The sequence below is a fragment of the Bradyrhizobium nitroreducens genome (assembly GCF_002776695.1).
Lineage (GTDB): Bacteria > Pseudomonadota > Alphaproteobacteria > Rhizobiales > Xanthobacteraceae > Bradyrhizobium > Bradyrhizobium nitroreducens.
The window spans coordinates 5,977,258-5,994,002 of sequence record NZ_LFJC01000003.1 but is presented as its reverse complement, the minus strand read 5'-3'; the positions used below and the strand labels follow the sequence as shown (position 1 = coordinate 5,994,002).

The following is a 16,745-nucleotide window of genomic DNA, read 5'->3' as shown; positions in this document are numbered from 1 at the left end:
CCCCCCCCCCCCCGGGGGGGGGGGGGGGGGGGGGGGGGGGGGGGGGGGGGGAGCCTCCGCGAAGTCGGTGATAGATGGACTCGCGGAGAGTCCCCCTCACCCGGAATTTGCTTGCGCAAATTCCGGCCTCTCCCCGCACGCGGGGAGAGGCGAAGGAGACCGTCACCGCGCCGCGCTTGTCACCCGCCAGATCGTGCCGTTGCCATCTTCCGAGATCAGCAGCGATCCATCCTTCGCCACCGCCACGCCCACCGGCCTTCCCCACACCTCCGTGTCGCTGACGACGAACCCCGTGACGAAGTCCTCGTACTCTCCGGTCGGCTTGCCGTCCTTCATGCGTATCCGGATCACCTTGTAGCCGGTGCGCTTGGAGCGGTTCCAGGAGCCGTGCTCGGCGGCGAAGGCATCGCCCTGGTATTCGGCCGGAAACTGCGTGCCCTGGTAGAACGTCATGCCGAGCGACGCCGAATGCGGCTGGATCAGCACATCCGGCACCGTCACCTTGTCCTTGAGATCAGGCCGCGCGCCGGCATGGCGCGGGTCTTCGTTGTTGCCGATGTAGAACCACGGCCAACCGTAGAAGGCGCCCTCCTTCACGCTGGTGACGTAATCGGGCACGAGATCGTCGCCGAGACCATCGCGCTCGTTGGTCGAGCACCAGGGCAGACCGGTTTGAGGCTGGATCGCAAGACCGACGCAGTTGCGGATGCCGGTGGCGTAGATCTTCCGCTCCTTGCCATCGGGCGTGAAAGCCAGCACCGCCGCGCGCTCGGTCTCGCTGGCCCAGGCCGCGCCGAGCGGCTGCGCTTTCGACCAGGCCTCCATCCCGCCCGGCGGCGTGCCCAGACCTTCGGCGACGTTGCTGAGCGAGCCGACGGAGACCAGCATGCGCTTGTTGTCGGGCGTGAAGACGATGTCGCGGGTGGAATGGCCACCGTCATGCGGCAGGCTCGGCACGATCGTCTCGGCCTTGCGCGCCTTGAGATCGCCGGCCTGATAGGGAAAGCGGACGACGCTGTCGGTGTTGGCGACATAGACCCATTGCGGATTGTCGCCGTTCGGGAAGAAGGCGATGCCGAAGGGCTGGCGCAAGCCGCTGGCAAACACCTCGTTGGTCGCGACCTTGCCACCCTCGCCGGCGCGCAGCACACGGATGGTTCCGGCCCGCGTCTCCGCGACGAACACATCGCCGTTCGGCGCCACCCGCACGATGCGCGGCGCGCGCAAGCCATCGGCGAACAGCTCGATCTTGAAGCCCGCGGGCACCCGGAGCGCGGCCTCCGCCGGACGCGGCACCACGCGCGAGGAGCTCGCGACCGAGCGCGTCGCGCCGGGCCGGACCAGATCCTGCGGCCGGATCAGCCTGACCGTGCCGGGCTTGTCGGCCTGCCAATCGCCATAGGCATCCTTGCCCTGCAGCGCCGGCTCCGCCTGCGCACAGGTCGCGGCCACCCCCACAGCCAGCACCACGATCGAAATTCTGCTCGTCACCTCATGATCCTCCCGACCCTTTACGTCCACGAGCCCCTGCGCCAGCTGATGCCCGCACGATGGGCATCAACCACGACCATCGTACTGGAAAATGCGGCCGATCGATGCGACAGATTATATGGGCGCGGCCGCAAGTTGCGGCATCACTATCGCGATCGTTGGGAAGACCATGTGGGGATCGATCATATCGGAATGGGCGGGCCTGCTGCTCCGCTGGCTGCACGTGGTGGCAGCGATCGCCTGGATCGGCAGTTCCTTCTACTTCATCGCGCTCGACCTCAGCCTCAGGCCCCGAAGTAACCTGCCCGATGGCGTGCAGGGCGAGGCCTGGCAGGTCCATGGCGGCGGCTTCTACCGGATCATGAAATATCTGGTTGCCCCCAGCCAGATGCCGGACGAACTCACCTGGTTCAAATGGGAGGCCTACACCACCTGGCTGTCCGGCTTCGCGCTGATGGTGGTGGTGTACTATCTCGAGGCCGATCTGTTCCTGGTCGACAAGTCGATCCTCGACCTCACGCCGTTCCAGGCAGGCCTGTTCAGCCTCGCGAGCCTCGCGCTGGCCTGGCTGCTCTACGAGGCCGCCTGCCGCACCGGGCTTGCGCAGCGCGAGCTGCCTTTTGCGATCGGCGGCTATCTGTTCCTGGTCGCGCTGACCTATGCCTTCACCCACGTGCTGAGCGGCCGTGGCGCCTTCAACCAGATCGGCGCGATCATCGGCACCATCATGGTGGCCAATGTCTTCACCCTGATCATCCCGAACCAGAAGAGGATCGTGGCCAGCCTGATCGCCGGGCAGGCGCCGGATCCAAAGCTCGGCAAGGCCAGCAAGGAGCGCTCGGTCCACAACAACTATCTGACCCTGCCGGTCGTCGTGCTGATGATCAGCAACCACTATCCCCTGCTCTACGCCACCCGCTTCAACTGGATCATCGTCGCGATCATTCTGGCGCTCGGCCCCGTGATCCGCCACTTCTTCAACGAGCGGCACGCGGGCCGCAAATCGCCATGGTGGGTGTGGGGCGTGGCAACCGTGGGCGTCATCGCGATCCTCTTCCTCTCCGCGGCAGGTCCGCGCGCGGCGAAAACGAGCGCGCTGTCTGCACCGGTCACGCTTGCCAACGTCGAGGAGATCGTGATGTCCCGCTGCAGCATGTGCCACGCAGCCGAGCCGGTCTGGGCCGGGATCGTCACCGCGCCGAAAGGCATCCTGCTCGACGCACCCGAGCACATCCACCGCAACATCCGCCTGATCGGCCGCGTCGCGGCCTGGTCCAGCGCGATGCCGCCGGGCAACATCACCGAGATGACCCGCGAGGAGCGCGCCGTCCTCGCCGCCTATCTCGAGCAGGCCCGCTGATTGCCGCGCCAACAGATCATTTCTGCGGAACGAAATTGCTCGTCTCGCGCCGAATTGAAAATGACTTGTGCGCCTATCCGGCGTAGACAGGACCGGCAGCCGCCGCCGCGGCACGAAGTTGGTTTGCAATCGGGGAAGAACAGTGGCCCTCAGGAACGTCATCGGTATCGACCACGCCGTGGTCATGGTTCAGGACCTCGACAAGGCCGCCGAGAATTATCGGCAGCTCGGCTTCACGGTGTCCCCGCGCGGCACCCATAGTGCGCATATGGGCACCGGCAACTACACCATCATGTTCGACCCCGACTATATGGAGCTGCTCGGCGTGCTCGCCGCGACCGAGCACAACGCGCCGGCACGCGCCTTCCTCGACAAGCATGGCGAGGGCATCGAGCGCATCGCCTTCACCGCCGTCGATTCCGCCGCGGGCGCGGAGGAGATCCGCGCACGCGGCCTGACGCCGATCGGGCCCACCGATTTCGAGCGGCCGGTGACGCTGCCTGACGGCACGGTCTCGGCCGCAAAATTCCGCACCTTCATGTGGCCGACCGCGGAGGCGCCGGGCGGCGTTCGCATCTTCGCCTGCCAGCACAAGACGCGCGAGACCGTGTGGATCCCCGAACTGATGAAGCACGCCAATAGGGCGAAGCGGATCAAGCAGACGCTGATCGCAACGCCCGAGCCGGCGCAGGAAGCTGCACATCTCGGCCGGCTGATCGACCGCGAGCCGAACGCGGAGTCCGACGGCGCCGTGACCGTGCCCTCCGGCGGCGATCGCGCCGACTTCGTCTATCTGACGCTGGAGCAGCTCGGGAAGCGCTATCCCGGCGTGCCGCTCGCCGGCCTCTCCGAGCGCGGCGGGGCAGCGCTGGTGCTCGTCAGCGGCGATCTCGCTGCGACGGAGAAGGCGCTGGGGTCGGCCGCCGTGCGCAGCGGGTCTGCGGTCTGCGTGCCGCCGGCCAAGGCCAACGGCACCCTGCTCGCCTTCGTGACCGGCTGATTTGAACTAATTCTTTAACGCATGTTTACCCGGCGGCTCTAGGATTCCCTGCGATCCAAGCCACCGGGGCCAAACGCATGTTCAAAGAGGGATCGCCGATCGCCTATGACGCGCCGGCCGAACTGAAGAAGTGGCCGTCGCTCAAGGGCGAGCGGCAGAAGGACCGCGGTCCGCCCTATCTCGTCTACAACGGCACGCTCGCCGACTGCGTCCGCGAGCTGATGGGCAAGCCGATCAAGGGCATCTCGCTCTACGACATCATGACGAAGCCGCAGGCCGCCTTCGACCAGACCGTACTGTCGCCCGGCGATGCCGCCGAGATCGCGATGCGCAAGGATTTTCCGAAGGCGTAAGCGCCACTGGTTGAGCTGCAATACCGCTCGGAGCGCCGCGGCCCCGTAGATCCGCGGGCCGTTGCGCTCGCTGTGGGGCGGGAACACCGTACTAACACCGGCTCTCCAGCGGAATCGCAGCTTCGCCGCAATTACGGTTAATGAAGTCCTCGTCACCGGCCGACGCCGGTCGTTCCCCCACAGTTCGAGGACTTTTCCCGAGATGCGATTTCTCGTCGCGGCTTGCGCTGCGTTCCTGATCTTGATGTTCGACGTCGGGTCGACGACGTCCCGGCACGCAGACGACATCGACAGCTCCCTTCCGAAGGCCGATCGCGGGCATTCTCTGGTTCCCCTCGTCGAGCTCTTTCTCGCAAGCGTACAGGCCATCGAACTTGCGAATGCACGCGCGGCCTACGAGGAGACGATCGGGCCGCCGCTCACGGTCGAGACCGCCATGCAGGCTCCGGCTTCCGCGACCGAGAAATTCTGCTCCGCGCTGAGGGAAGCTGCCGAAGCCAGCGGCATTCCCGTGCCGTTCTTTGCCCGCCTGCTCTGGCAGGAGAGCCGCTTCAGGTCCAACGAGGTCAGCCAGGCCGGCGCACAGGGCGTCGCGCAGTTCATGCCGGAGACGGCCGCCGAAGTCGGGCTCGACGATCCCTTTGATCCCATGAAGGCGCTGCCCGCCTCGGCAAAGTTCCTGCGCAAGCTGCGCGATGATTTCGGCAATCTCGGCCTCGCCGCGGCCGCCTACAATGCGGGCCCGGGCCGCGTTCAGAAGTGGCTGGCCAAGGAAAGCGAGCTGCCCCGCGAGACGCGCGACTATGTCCGCATCATCACCGGCACCAAGGCCGAGGACTGGACCGAGCGATCGGAGGCCCTTGCGATCCGGATCGACTTGCCGCGCGAAGCACCTTGCGAAGGGGTCGGCAGCCTGTCGAAGGCAAAGGACGTCGCCTGGGTTCCAGTCAATCTGACGCCCTCCGCCATCGCCTTCATTCGCAAGGCCGAGCAGCTCGCCGCGCGGTTGGCGACGAGCCGTTCCCGCAAGCGGTTCGCAACCCTGCTCCGGAAGACCACATCCGCCCACGGCAAGGCGCGCAGCATGGTTGCAGCGCGCGCGGCCGGCAAGAGCGCGAAAGCCCGCGCCGTCCGGCTCGCATCACGCGAGCGCTCGGCGAGCTGAGGCGGCAGGCGGAAGCCACTTGATGGCGCAGCCTGCTGCCTGCGCCATTGAGTTATGCTAGAGCATTTTCGGTTCTGATTGAATCAGAACCGAAGCTCTAGATTCTTGCTTTGACGCGTTTTCTTCACGCGAACCGGTGTCCACTTCGCTCGAAAACGCTCTGGGAGGCGGTCATCCCGTCAGCACGGAACGCGCGATGCCATCGAAGAGTGCCGGGATCATCGCCTACCGCAAACGCCGGGAGATCGAGGTCCTCCTCGTTCATCCCGGGGGGCCGTTCTGGCGCAACAAGGATCTCGGTGCCTGGTCGATCCCGAAGGGCGAGTATGCGGACGAAGAGGATGCAGCGATCGCCGCACGACGGGAGTTTGCCGAGGAGCTCGGCCATGAGATGACGATGCCGCTGACCGCGCTCGGTCAAGTCAAGCAGCGCGGCGGCAAGCTCGTCACCGCGTTCGCAGCCGAGCTCGATATCGACGTGCGCGGCATTCGCAGCAATACATTCGAGATGGAATGGCCGCCGCGCAGCGGCAAGCGGCAAGTCTTCCCGGAGGTGGACCGCGCCGAATGGTTCACGCTCGAAACGGCGCGGGAGAAGATCAACGCCGGACAGCGCCCGCTACTCGATCGGCTGGCTCAGCTGGCCGGCGGCGAATAGAGATTACCGCAATCATGGTCAATTCACGCAAGCGGCCTTCTCACTCCGCCTTGATGTTCGCCGCCGCAACGACTTCGGCGAGGTCCTTCGTCTCCTTCGCGATCTTGGCGGCGTAGTCGGCCGCGCTGAGCACGCTGACGACGCCTTGCGAGCCCAGCTTCTCCGCGACCGCCGGTTCCCTGGCAGCCGCGACGATCTCCTGGTGCAGCGTCTGAAGGATCGGGGCCGGCGTGGATTTCGGCATGAAGAAGCCGACCCAGAACGAGATGTCGAAGCCGGGATAGCCGGCTTCCGCAACGGTCGGCACATCGGGCAGTGAGGGCAGCCGCTCGGCCGAGGACACCGCGAGCGCACGCAGCTTGCCGGCTTTCACCAGCGGCACGGCAGAGAGCGGATCGAACACAGCCAGCACCTCCTGCGCGAGGATGCCGACCTCCGAGGCCGAGCCGCCGCGATAGGGCACGTGAATCAGCTTGATGCCGGCCTTCTGGCTGAGCAGCTCCATGGCGAGATGGGCAAGGTTGCCGTTGCCGCCCGACCCGTAAGCCAGCGCACCTGGCGCAGCCTTTGCGGCTGCGACGAGATCGGCGACGGACCTGATGTCGGCCGTCTTTGGATTCTCGGGATTGACCACCAGCACCAGCGGCGCCGAGACGACGGTGGTAAGCGGCGCAAAATCCCTTTCCGGATCGTAGCGGATGTCCTTGAACAGCGTCTTGTTGAGCGTGATGGTGGAGGAGTTGCAGGCGAGCATGGTGTAGCCGTCGCCTTCGGCATGCGCGACGCCTTCGGCTGCGATCATGCCGTTGGCGCCGGCGCGGTTCTCGACGACGAAGGGCTGCCCGAGCTTGTTGCCGAGGCGATCGCCAATGATGCGCGCAACGACATCGACGGGACCGCCGGCGCTGAAGCCGACCATGACCTTGACCGGCCGCACCGGATATTTCTGCGCCACGGCCCCCGTCGACGACGCAGCGGCGCACAATCCGGCGATGACGGCCAGCAGGCGGACGGTTCGTTGCATTGGTTCTCTCCCCAGACCTCGCGGCGCCGCTTGTGCATGTTTGTTGGTGCGGCGCATCCGAGGATCATGAATAGCGGTCACACCGGATTTCGCAATCGCGTTTGGGCGCCGGCATTCCGCCGCACGGCACGTGCGCGCACCTTCCAAACAAAAAATGCGAAAACAACCCCATGCACAGTAGACGGCCCCTGTCGAAACAAGGACTTACGCCAGGCCGAGGCCTTCGGATGTTACGAAGTCGATTTTGACTCGTCGGGCAAAACAGGGGCATAATGCCATCATCGCGATCCGCGTGAGCAATCGGCCTCCATCGTCATGTGGGCCTCGCCTCGATCGCGCACAAGCCCAGCACCGACATTTGAAAACGCAACCGCCGCACGGCAACCGAGAGGGTCGGCCTCGCACCAGAGAGGCCTGCTCGCGCGTGCCGTGGGTGCAAAGGAGATATCGACATGACAACAGCCATGACGCGCAACGGCACGACGCCAATCGCCAAATACGGCAGCAGGCCCACACCGCGGGTCAAGCTCACCGGACAACGGATCGCAATTCAGCATCCGGACGCGGAGACCGGCGAGCACTTGCTGGGCGAGGCGCTCGGTGCCGTCGATCAGGACGCTCTCCATGGCATCCTCAAGCAATTGATGAAAGCCAGCGTGATCCTGCAGAAGCCCGATGAGGACAATCTCGCCTTCATGATCTCGATGACGAAAAGCATCGCGCCGCGGGACTCCCTCGAGACCATGCTGACGGCGCAGATGGTGTCCGTCCACGTCGCGACCATGCGCTTTGCCTGCCGCCTCGCCTTCGCCGAAGGCATCCCGCAGCAGGAGGGCCTTTCGCGCGCATTGACCCGGCTGGCCCGAACCTTCGCGGCCCAGATGGAGGCCCTCAACCGCCACCGCGGCAACGGCGAGCGTCCGATCACGGTGCAGAACCTGTCGGTGCAGGACGGCGGCAGCGCGATCGTGGGGAACGTCGCGCAGCACGCGCATCTCACGGTCGCCGACACCGACATGCCGATCCATGAGGGCCAACACGAACGCGACCGCGTCATCGCCTCGAACGGCGGCGCCGCATGAGTGCCGGTCACACCCGCAACACGCGCGCGATGGCGGCGAGCCCGCGCTGCGGCGCCGGCACGCGCGAAGGCCACGCCTGCCGGGCGCCCGCGATGCGCGGCAGGCTCCGCTGCCGCATGCACGGCAGCGCGCCCGGATCGGGCGCGCCGAGGGGAAACCGCAATGCGAAAAAGCACGGCGCCTTCACGCGGGAGCAGATCGCGGAGCGACGGGCGACCCGGGAGCTACTGGATGACGCGCGGAAGCTGCTGGGGGATCTGGAGGGCGCTCAGCAACGACGGTCAAGTCACCGGATTCCGCGAGTGGATGATTCCAGCATCGGCCGCACCTCGACGCGAAGGCCACCGAGGCGCGCGTTGCCGAGCTGAGCGACCAGCCGGGAACTGGCCGGCCATGCAAAGCACGGACAGTCTCCTCCTCACCATTGGCATGCCGCTTCCAATCCTGTAACGCCACCACAAACCCAGCCGGGACGGGACGCTCATGACCACCCACGACCACGCGGGCACCGCCACCCGCGCGCTGATCTTCGCACTCGTCGCGCTCGCCTGCGGCCACATGCTCTCCACCTTGCTGCGCACCATTCCCGCGGTCAGCCTCGACCTGATGGCCGCGGACTTCCATCTCGAGCCGCAGGCGCTGGCGAGCCTCACCTCGATCTATCCTTTCGCCTTTGCCGCGGCGCAGATCCCGGTCGGGGCGGCGATGGATCGCTTCGGCGTGCGCCCGGTGTCGCTGAGCCTGCTCGCGGGAACCGTGCTCGGCGCGGTGGCGTCGGGGTTTGCGACCGGCGCTGCGAGCTTTGCGGTCGGGCAGCTCATACTGGGGGTTGCGACGTCGGGCATGCTGATGTGCCCGATGACGCTGGCGGCGAAGCAATTGTCGGCGGCGCGATTCGGGTTGTGGTCGGGCGCGATCCTCTCGATCGGCAATATCGGCATGCTGCTGTCGGCAAGCCCGCTTGCCTTCGTCGTCGACAATTGGGGCTGGCGTGCCGGGTTCTGGCTTTCCGCGCTCGGCGGCGTCGCGGTCGCGCTCGCCGTGTTCGCATTGGTGCCGCAGCAGCCGGCCGAGCACAAGGACGATTCCTCGCCGCTATCGCAGATGATCGAGGTGCTCAGGCTCGGCCTGTCGCGGCCGCTGCGCGGACTGATCGCGCTGGCGATGGTGTCGCTGGCGACCTCGCTGGTGCTGCGCGGATTGTGGGGCGGGCCGTGGCTGATGGACGTGAAGGGACTGACGCGGGTCGAGGCCGGCAACCAGCTCGCTGCCTTCACGCTGGCGATGATCGCAGGTCCGCTTGTCATCGGCATGATCGACCGCAGGCTCGGCCGCCGCCGCGATCTGGTGGCGGGCACGCACATGGCCGGGGCTCTGCTGCTGGCGCTGATGGCGCTCGGGGCGCCGCACTATGCGGTATCCGTGCTATCGGGCGTGCCCGTGATGCCGCCGCAATACGACCTCGTGCTGTTTGTGCTGATCGGCCTTGCCACCTCCGCCCAACCGCTGCTGTTCGGCATGTCCCGCCAGCTCGTCGATGCGCAAGTGGCAGGCAAGGCGCTGGCGGCCATCAACCTCGCCTTCTTCCTCGGCGCGGCGCTGATGCAATCGGTGACGGGCGCGGTGGCGGCGCTCGCGGGACTGCCGGCCGTGCTGCTGTTCATGGCGGCGATGCTGGCATTGGGAGTGCTGATGTTTTTGACTTACACCTCGCCGCGTTCGTAGGATGGCGGGCCGGTCTGCCAAAGGAAATAATCATGCCTGTCGACACCAAAGCCGCCACCGACCGCCTCATGCGCTTCCTCGCCGTCGAGGGCGTGACCGGACAGGAGGCGGCGATCGGGCGTGAGCTCACGGCCGCGCTGAAGGAGGCCGGCGTGCCGGCCAAGGCGATCCGCCTCGACGATGCCAATACCCGCATTCCCGTGCCGACCGAGACCGGCAATCTCATCGTCGACCTGCCCGGCCGCGGCGCGCTGCACAACCAGCCGCGCATCATGTTCATGACCCACATGGACACGGTGCCGCTCTGCGCCGGTGCCAAGCCGAAGAAATCGGGCCGCAGAATCGTCAACGAGGCCAAGACCGCGCTCGGCGGCGACAACCGCTGCGGCTGCGGCGTGCTGGTGACGCTGGCGGCCGAGCTCGAAAAGCAGAAGCTCGATCATCCGCCGATCACGCTGCTGTTCTGCGTGCGCGAGGAGAGCGGGCTCTATGGCGCCCGCCACGTCAAGCTGGACGCGCTCGGCTCGCCCGTGATGGCCTTCAACTATGACGGCGGCTCCGCCTCCAACGTCGTGATCGGTGCCGTCGGCGCCGACCGCTGGACCGTCGAGATCTTCGGCCGCGCCTCGCATGCCGGCGTCGCGCCCGAGCGCGGCATCTCCTCGACCATGATCATGGCGCTGGCGCTCGCCGACGTGCAGGCCGGCGGCTGGTTCGGCAAGGTGGTGAAGGGCAAGGGCGCGAGCGCGCGGATGGGCACCAGCAATGTCGGCCCCGTCACCGGCGGCGAGGGCCGCCCGGCGGGCGATGCCACCAATGTCGTCACCGACTACGTGCATGTGCGCGGCGAGTGCCGCAGCCATGACGGAAAATTCTTCAAGGAGATCACCAAGGCCTACAAGGCCGCGTTCGAGAAGGCGGCCAAGAAGGTCACGAACGCGCAAGGCAAGTCCGGCAAGGTCAAGTTCAAGGCCGAGACCGACTATTATCCGTTCCGCATGAAGGACAGCCAGCCTGTGATCAAGCGCGCGGTCGAGGCCGTGTCCGCGGTCGGCGGCACGCCGAACGTCCGCACCGCCAATGGCGGCCTCGACGCCAACTGGATGGTCCGTCACGGCATTCCGACCGTGACCTTCGGTGCCGGCCAAAACGAGGCGCACACGGTGGACGAATGGATCAACCTCGACGAATACGACCGGGCGTGCGCGCTGGCGCTGCACGTTGCGACGATGCGGTGATGATCGTGAGCCGGTTCGCGCTCGCAGGACTTGCGCTGCTGGCGCTTGCGGGCGCGGCTGGCGCGGAAGAGGACAACAGCGCGCTGCTGGTCGATCTCTTCGCGAAGATCTGCGCGCCAAAGCCGGCGCGGCCGAGCCAGGTCGAGCGCGTCGCAACGGGCCTGGGTTTTGTCAGTGACGGCGGCCCGATCACGGCCGAGATGGAGCGTCGGGCCAGCATCGACATTCTCTACACCGCGAAGCTGATCAGGCGCGGCGAGAGGATCGGCAGCATGACGGCCTATTTCGCAGGACCCGACGATGGTCCGAGCGTGAGCTGCACGGTGTCGGCCGTCGGCGTCTCGGCCGAGGCGCTGCCCGGGCTGATCGAGACATCACTGAGGGCCCGTGAGCGGACCGACAAGCCGTCCAACGACGACAATCATCGCCTGGCGAGCTGGCGCGTCGGCGCCGACACGCTCGATATGTCGGTGTGGCGGACGCCGCCGCTCCGGGCCTCGATCAGCATCAACTATGTCGCCCACAAGCGGTGATCGCGTAGGATAGGTCAAGCGTTGGCGAAACCCCTCGCGGCTTGCGAAGTTGATGATGGGGTTCGCTGCGCTTGCCCCATCCTACAGACCGCGAAACAAGAGGAAACAGGGAGGCACCATGCCGCGCGTCGCAAACATCGAATCCGTCCTCTACCGGATCCCCCTCCCCGTCACGCTCTCCGACTCCACCCATGGCGAGATCACGGCGTTCGAGCTGATCACCTGCCGCATCCGCGACGTCGATGGCGCCGAAGGCGTCGGCTACACCTATACGGTGGGGCGCAATGGTGGCGCTGTCGCTGACATCCTCAGGCGCGAGCTTCCTCCACTGATCGAAGGCCGCGAGGCCGACGATACCGAAGCGATCTGGCACCATGTCTGGTGGGCGCTGCATTATGGCGGGCGCGGCGGACCGGTGGTGCTGGCGCTCTCCGCGCTCGACATCGCGCTGTGGGATCTGAAGGCGCGGCGCGCGAATCTGCCGCTGTACCGATTGCTCGGCGGCTTCGATGCGCGCGTGCCGTGCTATGCCGGCGGCATCGACCTCGATCTCTCCGTGGAGGAGCTGCTCGCGCAGACCGACGGCAATCTCGCCAAAGGTTTTCGCGCCATCAAGATGAAGGTCGGCCGGCCCGACCTCAAAGCCGACGTCGCGAAGGTCTCGGCGATGCGGCAGCATCTCGGTGACGGTTTTCCGCTGATGGCGGATGCCAACATGAAATGGACCGTCGAGGAAGCCATCCGTGCGGCCCGGGCATTCGTTCCTTTCGACCTCACCTGGCTGGAGGAGCCGATCATCCCCGACGACGTCGCCGGGCACGCGCGCATCATGCAGGAGGGCTGTGTGCCGATCGCGGCGGGCGAGAATTTGCGCTCGCTATGGGAGTTCAAGAACTACATCACGAGCGGCGCGGTGTCCTATCCCGAGCCCGACGTCACCAATTGCGGCGGCGTTTCCGCCTTCATGAAGATCGCCCGGCTGGCGGAAGCCTTCAACCTGCCCGTCACCAGCCACGGCGCCCACGACATCACCGTGCATCTGCTCGCGGCCTGCCCGAACCGCTCCTATCTGGAGGCGCACGGGTTTGGATTGGACAAGTACATCGAGCATCCGCTGGTGCTTCAGGACGGCAAGGCGCTGGCACCGGACCGGCCCGGGCATGGCATCAGCTTTGACTGGGCGGGGCTTGCGAAGCTCGCGGCGTAAAGCGCGCCGTCAAGCCCGCCATGACGATGTGGCTGCACCCGAGCCATTCCCCAACGCAGGATGCGGGCAGCGGATTATCCGCTATGGTGTCGGTCACCGACATCCTGCGAGAGACTCCTGCCTTGACACCCGAGCTGCACCAGAAACTGACCGCGTGGCGCCAACACCTGCATGCGCACCCGGAGCTGTCGCTCCAGGAACAAGCCACCGCCGCCTTCGTGCAGGACAAGCTCACCGAGCTCGGCATTCCCTTCGAGGCCGGCATCGGCGGCCACGGCATCGTCGCGACCTTGACCCGCGGGCATGCGCAAAGGCGGGTCGGCCTGCGCGCCGACATGGACGCGCTGCCGATCACCGAGGATACCGGGCTTGCCTACGCGTCCAGGACTCCGGGCGTGATGCATGCCTGCGGCCATGACGGGCACACCGCCTCGCTGCTCGGCGCGGCCGCGCTGCTCGCCACTGACAACAGCTGGAGCGGCACGGTCGATTTCATCTTCCAGCCGGCGGAGGAAGGCTTTGGCGGCTCGCGCGCGATGGTCGCGGCCGGGCTGTTCGACCGCTTTCCGATGGAGCGCGTGTTCGGCTTCCACAATTGGCCGGGCCTTGCCGCCGGCACCATCGCCGTGCACGACGGTGTGGTCATGGCCTCCGGCGGGCGCATCACCATCACCATCGAGGGCCATGCCGGCCACGCCGGCATGCCGCATCTGACGCGCGATCCGGTGGTGGCGGCTGGCCATCTCATCGTGGCCCTGCAATCGGTGGTCGCGCGCAGCGTCGATCCGCTCGACACTGCCGTGCTCTCGCTCTGTACCATCGAAGGCGGCACCGCGCCGAACCAGATCGCCGGACGCGTGACCATCCGCGGCACGCTGCGTTACCACCGCGAGGCTGTGAAAAACGTCATCCTCGACGGCATCGAACGGAGCTGCGCCGGGATTGCGACCAGCTTCGGCGTCAAGGTCACGCCCGAGATCGTCTGGGGCGTCGGCGTCGTGGTCAACACGCCTGACGAGGCTGGCCTCGCGCGCATCGCCGCGGAGAAGGTGCGCGCCGAGCTGCGCCGCGACCTCGCCCCCAGCATGGCCGGCGAGGATTTTGCCCATTATCTGCAGCAGCGGCCGGGCGCCTTCGTCTGGATCGGCAACGGGCCCTTGCGCGACGGCGCCGAGCTGCACGGCCCGCGCTACGACTTCAACGATGCGATCCTGCCGGTGGCGTCGGGCTGGATGGCGGAAGTCGCCAAGGCGGCGCTGGCGTCGAACTAGATGATCCCGCCCTGCCGAAGCGCCGTGATCTCGGCTTCGCCATATCCGAGCTCTCCGAGCACGAGATCGGTGTGCTCGCCGAGCGTCGGCGGGCGGTGCGCGATCTCGCCCGGCGTCTCCGAGAGCCGCACGGCCGCCCGCGTCACCGGTGCAGGCTTCGGCAGGCCGGGATAGTCGACGTCCTGCATGAAGCCGGCGGCGCGGATATGCGGATGATCCAGCGCCTGTTGCGGCGAGAGCACCGGCCCGGTCGGGATCATGGCCTCGCCCAGCGCATCGACGGCCTCCTGCGTGGTGCGCTCGGCGCACCAGCGCGCCATCCGCTCGCTGATGACGGATCCATTGTTGCCGCGGCTGATGTCGTCGGCAAAGCGCGGATCGTTCAGCCACAGCTCCTCCTCGCCCATCAGCCGCGCCCAGCGCTTGAACAGCGGGTGGCCCGTGACCTGACACAGCACCCAGCCGTCTTTGGTGCGGTAAATGTCGGCGGGCGCTGCGGTCTGGCCGAGATTTCCCGTCGGCACGCGATTGACGTTGATGACGGCCTGCTCGATCAGCGTCGCATTGGTGAAAGACAAGGCGGTTGCGAGCAGCGCCCCCTCGACGATCTGACCGCGCCCGGATTTGCCGCGCTCGATCAACGCTGCGAGCGTGCCGAACGCGCAATGCAGCGCGGTGCCGAAATCGACCCAGTTCACCGCGGCGCGATACGGCGGATCGCCCGCGCCGGTCATGTAGACCGATCCCGACATCACCTGCCCGACGCCGTCGAAGCCGACGCGGTCGGACCATGGCCCCGGCCCGCCGAACGCGGTCGCCGTGGTCAGGATGATGTCGGGCTTGATCGCCTTCAGGGACTCGTAGTCGAGCTTCATCGCGCGCAGGGTCTGCGGCGGCAGATTGGCGACCACGACGTCCGCGGTCGCGATCAGGCGGCGCATCACCGCCTGCCCTTCCGGCTTCATCGGATCGAGCGTGATGCACTTCTTGTTGCGGTTGACCTGGAGAAACAGCGCGCCTTCGCCATTCTCGCCGACCGGCGCCACGAAGCGGTCCTCGCTGCCGTCGCGCTTCTCGACGCGAATGACCTCGGCGCCGAATTCGGCCAGCAAGGTCGCGCAATAGGGCCCTGCGATATAGCGCCCGAAATCGAGCACGCGCACGCCCTCCAAAACTCCTCCCATCGCACCCTTCCCTGTTGTTTGCCGCAGATTACAGGGACTGGCCGCCAGGGCAAGTTGGGAAGCGAAATGGAGGTGCGACTGTCCATCATCGCATCGCGAACAGCTCCTGATGAAACCGCTGCTCGACGGGGAAGCCGTGCGCACTGAAGTCTCGCCTGAGCGCCTCGCCGAAAGCCGCCGGGCCGCAGAACCAGATGCTCGCCTCGCGCCATTGCGGAACGGCTTCGCGGATGCGTTCGCCGGTCAGGCGTCCATCGCGGGCGTCGATGAGAACGTGGAGCCGGACATCTGCCGAACGCGCATCTGCCGCAAGCTTGCCGAGGGCTTCCTCGTCCACGTCTGCGGTGGTGTGAAAGAGATCAACGGTCTGCGCGACCGAGCAACCAGGAACATCCTTCATGGCCGCCTGTTTCATGCGGGCCACGAAGGGCGTGATGCCGATACCGCCGCCGATCCAGATCTGGTGCGAACAGTCATCATCGAACGTGAAGCAGCCGTAGGGCCCTTCCACCTTCACCTCCTGCCCGACCCGGAGCTTCTCCCGCAGCCGGCTGGTGTGGTCCCCGAGTTCCTTGGTGATGAAGATGATCCGGGGATCCGCGGCGTTCCAGCCGGAGGCGATCGTGTAGGGATGCGCGCCCTCCGAGACATCGGACGTGGCGAAGGCGAACTGGCCCGGTCGATGCCCCGGCCAGCCATGGGGCACCTCGATCTCGGTCTCGATCGCTCTGACGCCGGGATAATATTTGAGCGAGGTGATCCTGCCCTGGACCTGGCGCCCGGCCCCGATGCGTCGCAACAGCGTCACCGCCGCCGCCCACGTCCCGAAGGCAAGCAGCGCCCCGACGATCCAGCCGAGCGGCGACATCCAATAGCTGAACTTGATCAGCGCGACCGCATGAAAGACCAGAACCAGATACGCGACGGCGAGGAGCCGATGCGTCTTGTAGAACAGCCGATAGAGGAACATTTGAATGAGCGCCAAGGCGATCAGCACGACGGCACCGTAGAAGGCCCACTCGCCCAGCCCCTCCGCCGGCTCACGAAGGCCGCCGAAGAAGGCCTCGATCGGATTGTCGATGACAGGCCTTGGTCCACGCTGAGGCCGGGTCAGCAAACCCCAACCGACCGCCCATTTCGGACCATTGGCCCAGAGCCAATGGATAATGGCCGTCACAAGGGCCGCGATCCCGAACCATTTGTGCAGGCGGTACATCTTGTCGAGACCGCCTAGCCAGGCCTCCGGCCAACGCGGTCGCAGCGCGAGGATCATCGCCATGCTCATGCAGCCGATTGCCAGGACGCCGCTCAGCTGCACCATTTTCTCGCGAAGCGGGAAGAAGGAACCCGAGCCAAATGGCTGGGGCTCCGCAACCAGCCACAGCAGGGCGAGAACGACCAAGGTGCCGAACAATACCCGTTTGAGCTTCTGCATCTTTCCCTCGCGACCTTGC

Annotated in this window: 16 protein-coding genes; 12 read left to right on the top strand and 4 right to left on the bottom strand. The window is 66.5% G+C overall.

Annotated features, from left to right (window positions below):
- Positions 1–162 precede the first annotated feature (162 nt).
- Positions 163–1,491 carry a PQQ-dependent sugar dehydrogenase gene (locus TSA1_RS28805; protein WP_100181389.1) on the bottom strand — a complete coding sequence of 443 codons (1,329 nt, stop codon included), beginning with the start codon at positions 1,489–1,491 and terminating at the stop codon, positions 163–165.
- A gap of 169 nt (positions 1,492–1,660) precedes the next feature.
- On the opposite strand from TSA1_RS28805, the gene TSA1_RS28800 reads away from it, so the two are divergent.
- The 5 genes from TSA1_RS28800 (at position 1,661) to TSA1_RS28780 (ending at position 6,027) form a co-directional block, all read left to right on the top strand.
- Positions 1,661–2,851 (top strand): urate hydroxylase PuuD, encoded by a 1,191-nt coding sequence (locus tag TSA1_RS28800; protein WP_174719116.1) that lies wholly within the window; start codon positions 1,661–1,663, stop codon positions 2,849–2,851.
- 142 nt (positions 2,852–2,993) lie between these two features.
- Positions 2,994–3,851: a VOC family protein gene (locus TSA1_RS28795; protein WP_100179282.1), complete on the top strand. Its 858-nt coding sequence runs from the start codon at positions 2,994–2,996 to the stop codon at positions 3,849–3,851.
- Positions 3,852–3,928: 77 nt separating this feature from the next.
- A complete protein-coding gene (locus TSA1_RS28790) occupies positions 3,929–4,204 on the top strand; it encodes a hypothetical protein (protein ID WP_100179281.1) in 276 nt (91 codons plus the stop codon).
- Between the two features lie 202 nt (positions 4,205–4,406).
- Positions 4,407–5,369 carry a lytic transglycosylase domain-containing protein gene (locus TSA1_RS28785; protein WP_100179280.1) on the top strand — a complete coding sequence of 321 codons (963 nt, stop codon included), beginning with the start codon at positions 4,407–4,409 and terminating at the stop codon, positions 5,367–5,369.
- Positions 5,370–5,565: 196 nt separating this feature from the next.
- Positions 5,566–6,027, top strand: coding sequence for an NUDIX hydrolase (locus TSA1_RS28780; protein ID WP_100179279.1), 462 nt, complete (start codon positions 5,566–5,568; stop codon positions 6,025–6,027).
- 40 nt (positions 6,028–6,067) lie between these two features.
- On the opposite strand, the gene TSA1_RS28775 is transcribed toward TSA1_RS28780, so the two are convergent.
- Positions 6,068–7,051, bottom strand: coding sequence for a Bug family tripartite tricarboxylate transporter substrate binding protein (locus tag TSA1_RS28775; RefSeq protein ID WP_100179278.1), 984 nt, complete (start codon positions 7,049–7,051; stop codon positions 6,068–6,070).
- 452 nt (positions 7,052–7,503) lie between these two features.
- Here TSA1_RS28775 and TSA1_RS28770 point away from each other — a divergent pair, with 452 nt between their 5' ends.
- The 7 genes from TSA1_RS28770 to TSA1_RS28740 all read left to right on the top strand — a co-directional run bounded on the left by TSA1_RS28770 (position 7,504) and on the right by TSA1_RS28740 (position 14,107).
- Positions 7,504–8,133, top strand: coding sequence for a hypothetical protein (locus tag TSA1_RS28770; protein ID WP_100179277.1), 630 nt, complete (start codon positions 7,504–7,506; stop codon positions 8,131–8,133).
- The gene (locus tag TSA1_RS40970) at positions 8,130–8,501 is read left to right on the top strand and encodes an HGGxSTG domain-containing protein (RefSeq protein ID WP_347338558.1); all 372 of its coding nucleotides are present in this window, start codon (positions 8,130–8,132) and stop codon (positions 8,499–8,501) included. The genes TSA1_RS28770 and TSA1_RS40970 overlap by 4 nt, the downstream gene beginning before the upstream one ends.
- 115 nt (positions 8,502–8,616) lie before the next feature.
- On the top strand, positions 8,617–9,858 hold the full coding sequence (locus TSA1_RS28760; RefSeq protein ID WP_100179276.1) for an MFS transporter: 1,242 nt from the start codon (positions 8,617–8,619) through the stop codon (positions 9,856–9,858).
- 32 nt (positions 9,859–9,890) lie between these two features.
- A complete protein-coding gene (locus TSA1_RS28755; protein WP_100179275.1) occupies positions 9,891–11,096 on the top strand; it encodes a M20/M25/M40 family metallo-hydrolase in 1,206 nt (401 codons plus the stop codon).
- Positions 11,096–11,629 (top strand): hypothetical protein, encoded by a 534-nt coding sequence (locus tag TSA1_RS28750; RefSeq protein ID WP_100179274.1) that lies wholly within the window; start codon positions 11,096–11,098, stop codon positions 11,627–11,629. Before TSA1_RS28755 ends, TSA1_RS28750 begins: the two co-directional genes overlap by 1 nt.
- A gap of 118 nt (positions 11,630–11,747) precedes the next feature.
- On the top strand, positions 11,748–12,836 hold the full coding sequence (locus tag TSA1_RS28745) for a mandelate racemase/muconate lactonizing enzyme family protein (RefSeq protein WP_100179273.1): 1,089 nt from the start codon (positions 11,748–11,750) through the stop codon (positions 12,834–12,836).
- 122 nt (positions 12,837–12,958) lie between these two features.
- A complete protein-coding gene (locus TSA1_RS28740) occupies positions 12,959–14,107 on the top strand; it encodes an amidohydrolase (RefSeq protein ID WP_100181387.1) in 1,149 nt (382 codons plus the stop codon).
- Here the strand turns inward: TSA1_RS28740 and TSA1_RS28735 are convergent.
- Positions 14,104–15,291, bottom strand: coding sequence for a CaiB/BaiF CoA transferase family protein (locus TSA1_RS28735; protein WP_100179272.1), 1,188 nt, complete (start codon positions 15,289–15,291; stop codon positions 14,104–14,106). The genes TSA1_RS28740 and TSA1_RS28735 overlap by 4 nt on opposite strands.
- Before the next feature lie 85 nt (positions 15,292–15,376).
- The gene (locus tag TSA1_RS28730; RefSeq protein ID WP_100181386.1) at positions 15,377–16,726 is read right to left on the bottom strand and encodes a ferredoxin reductase family protein; all 1,350 of its coding nucleotides are present in this window, start codon (positions 16,724–16,726) and stop codon (positions 15,377–15,379) included.
- Between the last annotated feature and the right edge of the window lie 19 nt (positions 16,727–16,745).